This window comes from Xanthomonas sp. WHRI 10207, from assembly GCF_040202975.1.
Taxonomy (GTDB): domain Bacteria; phylum Pseudomonadota; class Gammaproteobacteria; order Xanthomonadales; family Xanthomonadaceae; genus Xanthomonas.
Genome location: NZ_JBEGDX010000011.1, coordinates 1 through 8,704 on the forward strand (window position 1 = coordinate 1; position 8,704 = coordinate 8,704).

The following is an 8,704-nucleotide window of genomic DNA, read 5'->3' on the forward strand; positions in this document are numbered from 1 at the left end:
GCGGGACACGCCGTGAACCCGTCCCTGGGGGCTCGATGGCGGCATCCATGCCGCCAACGGTCCCGCAAGCGGCGAGGGCACCGCACCAGATAGTTGGCTGGTGACGTTATCGAAGAGCGAAGACACTGCAGCAGACAGTTAACGGTTGCTCTGTTGAAACATCCGCACACCGGCGCTCTCGACTGTTCTTGCCCGCTCACCGTCGCGGGACCTTACGCGGCATGGATGCCGCGTAAGAGCCTACAGGGACGTACTTGCGGCGTGTCCCGTGATGGTGGGCGGGCAAGGACCCTGCAGCCAAGCTGAAGATCATCAGCTCTACAAGTGATCTATCTTCATTGTTCGACCAGTCCGTACTTGCGGCGTTTCCCGCGATCGTTGGCGAGTGAGGGCCCGGCAGCCAAGTTGCAGATCATCCGCCTTTCAATCAACGCATTCTTAGCACGCCATCCTTCCTCATCTGACGACTGCTCACTACGTTTTGTCGGCCACCCTTTATGGATGAGGATGGCATGGCCCACGCGCCAGGCGGTCACGCCTGTAACTTTTTGCAGGCCGGTTTGGCTGCGCAAACCACTGCCGCGATCTGCCAGAATCGGCCGTCTTGTCTGATGGATGCCGACTCACGATGACTGCCGCCGTGCCACTCGCCACGCCCGTCAATTCGCCTGCGCGCGTGCTGTTTGCCAGCCTGATCGGCACGACCATCGAGTTCTTCGATTTCTACATCTATGCCACCGCTGCGGTGCTGGTGTTCCCGACCTTGTTCTTTCCGGCCGGCGATGGCAGTGCGGCGATGCTGCAGTCGCTGGCGACTTTTGCGGTCGCCTTCATCGCGCGGCCGGTGGGCTCGGCGGTCTTCGGCCACTTCGGCGATCGGGTCGGCCGCAAGGCCACGCTGGTGGCGGCGTTGCTGACGATGGGCTTGTCCACGGTCGCCATTGGTCTATTGCCCGGCTATGCGCAGATCGGAGTGTGGGCCCCATTGCTGCTGGCGCTGTGCCGGTTCGGTCAAGGGCTGGGCCTGGGCGGCGAGTGGGGCGGCGCCGTGCTGTTGGCCACCGAGAACGCACCGCCGGGCAAGCGCGTGTGGTACGGCATGTTTCCGCAGCTGGGTGCACCGCTGGGCTTTTTGCTGTCCACCGGTACCTTCCTTGGCATGGGCGCATTGCTGGACGATGCGGCCTTCATGCAGTGGGGCTGGCGGGTGCCGTTTCTGGCCAGCGCCTTATTGGTGCTGACCGGGCTGTGGGTACGCCTGAGCATTACCGAAACACCGGATTTTCAAAAGACCCTGGATCGTCAGACGCGCGTACGGCTGCCGCTGGGCACCGTGATCTCGCAGCATTGGCCGGCGTTGATCATCGGCACGCTGGGTGCGTTTGCCACCTTCGTGTTGTTCTATCTGATGACCGTGTTCGCATTGGGCTATGGCACCAAGACGCTGGGCTACGACAAGGAACAATTCCTGCTGCTGCAGATGGCCGGCATCGTGTTCTTTGCGCTGGGCATTCCGTTGTCGGCCAAGTTCGGCGATCGGCATGGCGCACCGTTGGCGATGATGCTGGCCAGCATTGCCATCGTTGCGTTCGGACTGGCGTTTGCGCCGTTGTTCCAGGCCGATCACCCGTTACAGGTGCTGACTTTTCTCGGGCTGGGCTTCTTTTTCATGGGGCTGACCTACGGCCCTTGCGGCACCTTGCTGGCGGAGTTGTATCCCACCGAGGTGCGCTATACCGGCGCGTCGCTGTCGTTCAATCTGGCCAGCATCCTGGGTGCGGCCCCGGCGCCGTATGTGGCCACGCAACTGGCAGCGCGCTACGGGGTGCAGGCGGTGGGTTACTACCTGGGCGGCGCCGCGGTGTTGAGCTTGCTCGCGCTGACGATGGTGCGGCGATCGCGTCGATAGATGCTGTTGGGTACGCGCCTGGCATAGGCGCGGGCTGGTGCGCGCAGAGGTGCTATCGGTAAGACGCCTTCGCGCCCGGGTGCGCGCCTACGGGAGCTAGAGAAAGACGCGCTTTGAGGTGCGTCCTGGCCGGGTGCCGTGTCGGTGCAAGTGTGCTGCGCTCAGCCAGCCAAGCGTACCTGGTTGCGGCCGCCGGCCTTGGCCAGGTACAGATATTTGTCTGCTTCGTTCAACAGGTAATGCAGCGATTGGTCGCCTTCGGTCGCGATGCACACGCCGATGCTTACCGTCATGCTCAGCGTGTCGTCGCCGACGCGGACGCGTAGTGCGCTGATGCGTTCGCGCAGGGTTTCGAAGTAGCTGGTGGCGTTGGCTGCATCCAGCCCCGGCACCAGCAGGCAGAATTCTTCGCCACCGAAACGCGCCACCAGGTCCTGCGGACGTGCATGCCCGGAGACCGATGCGGCCACCGCGCGGAGCGCCTGGTCACCGGCTTCGTGGCCCCAGGTGTCGTTGATGTGTTTGAAGTGATCGATATCCAGCATGGCCGCGGTCACCGTCTGGTCCTGCGACAGCAACTGCGGGATCACGCGCTGGCTTTGTTCCAGGAAGTAACGCCGATTGGGCAGGCCGGTGAGGAAATCGCGTGTGGCCAGATCCTGCAGCGTGCCGATCAATTCCAGCTGGTCCACGTTCTGCGAGACGCGGCAGAAGAATTCTTCGCGCGAGAAGGGCTTGCGCAGGAAGTCGTTGGCGCCGTTCTTCAAGAAGCGCGGGATCAGCGACGAGTCGCTGTTGCCGGAGATGCCGATCACCGCGACCTTGTCGCGCGAGCGCAACGCACGCAGCCGGCGGGTGAATTCCACGCCTTCCATGCCGGGCATTTCCTGATCGACGATGGTCAGGCGGATGTCGGGGTCGCGTTCGATTGCTTCCAGTCCGGCGGCGCCGTCAGCGGCCAGCACCACGCGGTAGCCGTACATCGACAGCAGTGCGGCGGCGTAGGTACGAGCAGACAACGAATCGTCCACCACCAACGCGCCGATGCGACGATTGCGCTCCAGACGCTGCACCAGCCAGGCCAGATATTCGATGCTGCCCGGTGCGTTTTTGAGTACGTAATCGATGATCTGCTGCTGCAGCACGCGCTGGCGCAGATCCTCGTCGTACACGCCGCTGACCACCACGGTCGGCAGGTTGCGCGAGAGGAAGAACTCCACGACCTTGTCGCGGTCACCGTCGACCAGCACCAGGCCGGTCAGGACCAGGAACCAGCCATCTTCTTCGTCGAGCACGCGCGCCGCTTCGGCCAGGGTCGAAACGACCGTGACCGGCAGTTCCACGCGTTGCTCGATGGCTGCGCGCAGCATGCTGGTGAACGTGCGCGAGTTCTCCACCAGCAACACGCGTTGCGGCAGAACTGCGCTTTCACTATTGCGATGTAGGGTACCTGGGGACATCGGTTGGCCGTGTGGATCGAACCGTCAGATCAGCTAACGGCTCTGCTCGCCAAAACTTGAGCGCTGCGTTGCAGCTTGCGCGATGGACCTGGGGGCGCGGTCACCACAGCGCGTCGCGCAGCCGGTACCAGCTCATGGCCGCCACCAGCAGCGGGGTGCGCAGCCGCTGCCCGCCGGGAAACGGGCGGTGCGGGATACGCGCGAACACGTCCAGCCGCTGGCTCTGGCCAGCGATGGCCTCGGCGATCACGTAGCCGGCCAGACCGGTGGCTGCCACACCGTGGCCGGAGAAGCCCTGCGCGAAATACACAGTCGGCGCGAGCCGGCCCCAATGCGGCGCGCGGTTGCGGGAGATGTCCACGTAGCCGCCCCAGACGGTCTCCAGCGGCACGTCCTGCAACTGTGGAAACACCGTGTGCATGCGCTGCGTCATCAAGCGCTTCAGACCCGGCGGCGGGCGCGACGAATAACTGGCGCGCCCGCCGAACAGCAGCCGGTGATCGGCGCTGAGCCGGTAATAATCCAGCGCCCAATTGGTGTCGGCCACCGCCATGTCGTTGGCGATCAGCGCGCGTGCGCGCGCCTGGCCCAGCGGCGGGGTGGCACCCACGTAGGTGCCGACCGGCATGATGCGCTGCTCCAGCGGCGCGGCGATGCCGTGCAGCAAGGCGTTGCCGGCAATCACGCCGAAGTCCGCGGTGACGCTGCCATCGGCCGTGTGCATCGTGACCTGCGCGCCAGTGTCCAGGCGGGTCACCGCCGAGTCTTCGAAGATGCGCACGCCGGCCGCCAGTGCCGCCCGCGCCAGGCCGAATGCATAGGCCAGCGGATGCAGATGGCCGCTGGCGGGGTCGAACATCGCACCCAGATACAGTGGGCTGTCGAGCACCTGGCGGGTGCGGGCGCGGTCCCACCACTCCAGCGGGTAGTCGTAGCGCTGCGCCATGCGCACGATGCCGTGCTGCAGCGCCCGCACCTGGCGCGGCTTGAGCGGGACATGGGCGTGACCATCGCGCCAGTCGCAGGCGATGGCATGGCGTTCGATCCGCTGGCGTAGCAGGCGCATGCCGTCGCGCGAGAAGTCGAACAGCAGGCGCGCATCTTTATCGCCGACCAATGCTTCCAGCGTTTCCTGTTCGCAGCCGTAGCCCACGATGGCCTGGCCGCCGTTGCGACCGGATGCGCCCCAGCCGATGCGCCGGGCCTCCAGCACGACGACCCGGTAGCCGGCTTCGGCCAGCGCGAGCGCCGCAGTCAGTCCGGTGTAACCGGCGCCGAGAATGCAGACATCGGCGCGCTCTGCGCCGCGCAGGCGCGGTTGCGCGGGCAGGGCAGGCGCGCTGCGCGTGTACCAGCTGTCAGGGTAGCCGCCCTCCGCGGTGTCGGCGTGCGGCAGCGCGGTGGCCGGGCTGCCCATCACACTGTCCGCAGGTACCGGGCGTAATCGACGTCCGGCACAAGCGCCTGGTAGTCGAGCAGCTCGCGTTGTTTCTGTTGCCCGAACACATGCTGAAACTGCGTGCCTAGCTGGGCGCCGATAAAGTCGCTGGACACAAACGCATCGACTGCGCCCTGCCAGGTGCGTGGCTGGAAGATTCCTTGCGCATAGGCATTGCCGGTGATCGGCGGCGTGGGTTCGGCGGGCTGCTTCAGGCCGTCGAGAATAGCCGCCAGCACCGCGGCCGCGGCCAGATACGGGTTGGCATCGGCGCCGGCAATGCGATGTTCGATACGCGTGTTGCGGGCATCGCTATGCGGGATGCGCAGCGCCACGGTGCGGTTGTTGAAGCCCCAGCTGGCATCCAGCGGCACAAAGGCGTTGCTGACGAAGCGTCGGTAACTGTTGGCGTGCGGCGCAAACAACAGCAGCGACGCGTCCGCATGCCGCTGCAGCCCGGCGATGGCGTGGCGCAGGCGGTCGGTGGGCATCTCGGCCTCGCCGGCCAGCACGTTGTGCCCGTTGGCATCGAGCAGGCTCACATGCAGATGCAAGCCGCTGCCGGCCTGGCCGGGGAACGGCTTGGCCATGAAGCTGGCCAGCATGCGCTGCTGCTGCGCGATGGCCTTGATGGTGCGTTTGAGCAGGATCGCCTCGTCGCAGGCGGCAACCGCATCGGCGCGATGTTGCAGGTTGATTTCGAACTGGCCCGGTGCGTACTCGGCCACGGCGGTGTCGGCCGGGATGCCTTGCTGGTGGCATGCAGCGGTGACCGCATCGGTAAAACCACGGTGATCGTCAAGGTCCTGCAACGCGTACACCTGGGTGCTGTCGCTGCGGATGCCGGTGACCGGGTCGCGCGGGGTCTGCGGGCGCCCCTGCGCATCGGGCACCGCATCGAACAGGTAGAACTCCAGCTCCACCGCCACCACCGGGGTCAGCCCGAGTGCGGCAAAGCCGTGCAACACCCGCTGCAACACCGCGCGTGGCGCGACCTCGAACAGGCTGCCGTCCGGGGTGTGCATCGCCAGCAGCAGCTGCGCCATCGGCTGTGGCGCCCATGGTACCGGGCGCAGCGAGCCTTCGATCGGCCGGCAGATGCGGTCGGCATCGCCGATGGCATAGCCAAGCCCGGTTTCTTCCACGGTGTTGCCGGTGATGTCGGTGGCGATCAGCGACATCGGCAGGCATACGCCATCGCGGTAGACCTTGTGCAGTGCATCGGCAGTGACGCGCTTGCCGCGCAATACGCCGTTGGTGTCGGGCAACAACAGGTCGACGGAGTGGCAGCCGGCGATACGCGCCAGGGTGGCGGCATCGGCAGCGGGCAGCGATGCGACGGAGTTCTCGGAAGCCATGGGCACCACCTGCGAAGTCGCCGCCCAGCCTAGCAAAGCAGGCGTGATCATTTGCGACCAGGCAACGGTGCAGCGGTGGCAATGGTGGCGGTGGCGCGGTAAGTTCGAGCGCATCTGCCGTTCAACGCACCGTATCGGGATGTCTGCATGGCTGTCGTACCACTGGTCGGATTGCCGACCGATCGCATCGCGCAAGGGCCGCATCCGTTTCTGGCGGCCGGCGAAAAATACATCCGTGCGATTGTGGACGCGGCCGGTGCCATGCCGGTGCTGCTGCCGAGTCTGCAGCCCAGCCTGGAGGCCGGCGCGTGGCTGGATCGGTTGGACGGCGTGCTGCTCACCGGAGCGGTCAGCAATATCGAGCCGCACCACTACAGCGACGAATCGAGTTGGGAGGGCAACCCGCACGATGCGGCGCGCGATGCTACCAGCCTGGGCTTGATCCCACAGGCGCTTGCGCGCGGCCTGCCGGTGCTGGCGATCTGTCGTGGCCTGCAGGAGGTCAATGTCGCGCTCGGTGGACGCCTGCATCAACGTGTGCATGCGGTACCCGGCCTGGCCGATCATCGCGAAGACCGCAACGCGCCGCTGGACGTGCAATACGGCCCCGCGCATCCGCTGCGGTTGCAGCCCGGCGGTTGGCTGTCTGGCATGAGCGACTCGGCCGAGGTGTGGGTTAACTCATTGCACGGGCAGGGCATCGCCACGCTGGCCGATGGCCTGCTGGTCGAGGCAACCGCTCCCGATGGCTTGATCGAAGCCTTTCGCGGCCCGGGACCGGGCTTTTTACTCGCCGTGCAATGGCATCCGGAATGGCGTGTCACACAGCATCCGTTCTACCGTGCCATCTTTCAGTCCTTCGGCGAGGCCTGTCGCCGTTACGCCGCTCAGCGCGGTCAGTGAGGTTGTATGTCGATCCGCACACGTTCGCGTAAATCCACGCCCAAGCAGCCAGAGAGCGCATTGCGCCGCTGGCTCAAGGACCGCCACATCACCGAGGTCGAATGCCTGGTGCCGGACATCACCGGCAATGCGCGCGGCAAGATCATTCCGGCCGACAAGTTTTCGCACGATTACGGCACGCGGTTGCCCGAAGGCATCTTCGCCACCACGGTCACCGGCGACTTTCCGGACGACTATTACGCGCTGACCTCGCCGTCGGATTCGGATATGCATTTGCGCCCGGACGCTTCCACCGTGCGCATGGTGCCGTGGGCCGCCGACCCCACCGCGCAGGTCATCCACGATTGCTACACCAAGGACGGCCAGCCGCACGAACTGGCGCCACGCAATGTGCTGCGTCGCGTGCTGGAGGCCTACGCCGAGGTCAAATTGCAGCCGGTGGTGGCGCCGGAGCTGGAGTTCTTTCTGGTGCAGAAGAACACCGATCCCGACTTCCCGTTGCTGCCGCCGGCCGGGCGTTCCGGTCGCCCGGAAACCGCGCGGCAGTCGTATTCGATCGATGCGGTGAACGAGTTCGACCCGATCCTGGATCTGATGTACGACTATTGCGATGCGATGGAACTGGACGTGGATACCTTGATCCACGAATCCGGCGCCGCGCAGCTGGAAGTCAACTTCACCCACGCCGATGCCTTGTCGCGCGCCGACCAGGTGTTCCTGTTCAAGCGCACCATGCGCGAAGCGGCGCTGCGGCACGGGGTGTATGCGACGTTTCTGGCCAAGCCGATGGAAACCGAGCCCGGCAGTGCGATGCATATCCACCAGAGCCTGTTGCATGCCGGCACCGGCAAGAACGTGTTCAGCGGCAAGCGCGAGGGCGGGTTCAGCGACACCTTTGCGCATTATCTGGGCGGGCTGCAGAAATACATTCCGATGGCGATGGGGCTGCTGGCGCCTAACGTCAATTCGTACCGGCGGCTGATGTTCGGCGAGGTGTCGCCAAGCAATGTGCTGTGGGGCTTCGACAACCGCACCTGCGGGTTGCGGGTGCCGATCGATGCGCCACAAAACATGCGGGTGGAAAGCCGGTTTGCCGGCTCCGATGCCAATCCATATCTGGCGATGGCGGCGACATTGGCGTGCGGGTTGTTGGGCATCCGCGAAAAGCTGGAGCCGACCGCGCCGATCAGCAGTAACGGCAAGGAGCAGGGCTACGATTTGCCGCGCTCGCTGGGTGAGGCGCTGGATGGGTTGGAGAAATGCGAGGCGTTGCAGGAGATGTTGGGGCGACGGTTTGTGCGGGCCTATATCTCGGTGAAGCGGAAGGAGTATGAGACGTTCTTTCGGGTGATCAGTTCGTGGGAGCGGGAGTTCTTGTTGTTGAATGTGTGAGGAGTTTTTACCTGTTCGGCGTGCTGCGATGTTTCCTTCTCCCGTCGGGAGAAGGTGCCCGAAGGGCGGATGAGGGTGCGGTGTCGGGTGGTGTTGAAGCTGGCAGTGGTTAGTGTGCTTCCGGGTTTCTGGAGGATTCAAATTCAGAGCAGGGCTTTCACGCCCTTCGGGCGCGAGTCACTTTTTCTTTGCTTGTGCAAAGAAAAAGTAACCAAAAAGAAAGCACACCCCGTCCTCGCGCCCT

Annotated in this window: 6 protein-coding genes; 3 read left to right on the plus strand and 3 right to left on the minus strand. The window is 64.9% G+C overall.

The window, feature by feature from the left end; all coding sequences use genetic code 11:
- The first annotated feature begins 628 nt into the window (after window positions 1-628).
- The gene (locus tag ABQU90_RS22665) at window positions 629-1,909 is read left to right on the plus strand and encodes an MFS transporter (protein WP_115553970.1); all 1,281 of its coding nucleotides are present in this window, start codon (window positions 629-631) and stop codon (window positions 1,907-1,909) included.
- A 161-nt stretch (window positions 1,910-2,070) separates the two neighbouring features.
- Here the strand turns inward: ABQU90_RS22665 and ABQU90_RS22670 are convergent, their stop codons facing one another.
- The 3 genes from ABQU90_RS22670 to ABQU90_RS22680 all read right to left on the minus strand — a co-directional run bounded on the left by ABQU90_RS22670 (window position 2,071) and on the right by ABQU90_RS22680 (window position 6,165).
- The gene (locus ABQU90_RS22670) at window positions 2,071-3,369 is read right to left on the minus strand and encodes a diguanylate cyclase (RefSeq protein ID WP_055851809.1); all 1,299 of its coding nucleotides are present in this window, start codon (window positions 3,367-3,369) and stop codon (window positions 2,071-2,073) included.
- Window positions 3,370-3,469: 100 nt separating this feature from the next.
- Window positions 3,470-4,786: an NAD(P)/FAD-dependent oxidoreductase gene (locus ABQU90_RS22675; protein ID WP_323522631.1), complete on the minus strand. Its 1,317-nt coding sequence runs from the start codon at window positions 4,784-4,786 to the stop codon at window positions 3,470-3,472.
- Window positions 4,786-6,165 carry a glutamine synthetase family protein gene (locus tag ABQU90_RS22680; protein WP_323522632.1) on the minus strand — a complete coding sequence of 460 codons (1,380 nt, stop codon included), beginning with the start codon at window positions 6,163-6,165 and terminating at the stop codon, window positions 4,786-4,788. The genes ABQU90_RS22675 and ABQU90_RS22680 overlap by 1 nt, the downstream gene beginning before the upstream one ends.
- Window positions 6,166-6,312: 147 nt before the next feature.
- On the opposite strand from ABQU90_RS22680, the gene ABQU90_RS22685 reads away from it, so the two are divergent.
- Both ABQU90_RS22685 and ABQU90_RS22690 read left to right on the plus strand, forming a co-directional pair.
- Window positions 6,313-7,068 carry a gamma-glutamyl-gamma-aminobutyrate hydrolase family protein gene (locus ABQU90_RS22685; RefSeq protein ID WP_323522633.1) on the plus strand — a complete coding sequence of 252 codons (756 nt, stop codon included), beginning with the start codon at window positions 6,313-6,315 and terminating at the stop codon, window positions 7,066-7,068.
- 6 nt (window positions 7,069-7,074) lie between these two features.
- A complete protein-coding gene (locus ABQU90_RS22690; protein WP_055851821.1) occupies window positions 7,075-8,460 on the plus strand; it encodes a glutamine synthetase family protein in 1,386 nt (461 codons plus the stop codon).
- The last annotated feature ends 244 nt before the right edge of the window (window positions 8,461-8,704 follow it).

Bases quoted from the DNA above. Each gene is read 5' to 3' on its own strand.
- ABQU90_RS22690 (WP_055851821.1), top strand. From the start codon at position 7,075: ATGTCGATCCGCACACGTTCGCGTAAATCCACGCCCAAGCAGCCAGAG.
- ABQU90_RS22670 (WP_055851809.1), bottom strand. From the start codon at position 3,369: ATGTCCCCAGGTACCCTACATCGCAATAGTGAAAGCGCAGTTCTGCCG.
- ABQU90_RS22665 (WP_115553970.1), top strand. From the start codon at position 629: ATGACTGCCGCCGTGCCACTCGCCACGCCCGTCAATTCGCCTGCGCGC.
- ABQU90_RS22685 (WP_323522633.1), top strand. From the start codon at position 6,313: ATGGCTGTCGTACCACTGGTCGGATTGCCGACCGATCGCATCGCGCAA.
- ABQU90_RS22675 (WP_323522631.1), bottom strand. From the start codon at position 4,786: ATGGGCAGCCCGGCCACCGCGCTGCCGCACGCCGACACCGCGGAGGGC.
- ABQU90_RS22680 (WP_323522632.1), bottom strand. From the start codon at position 6,165: ATGGCTTCCGAGAACTCCGTCGCATCGCTGCCCGCTGCCGATGCCGCC.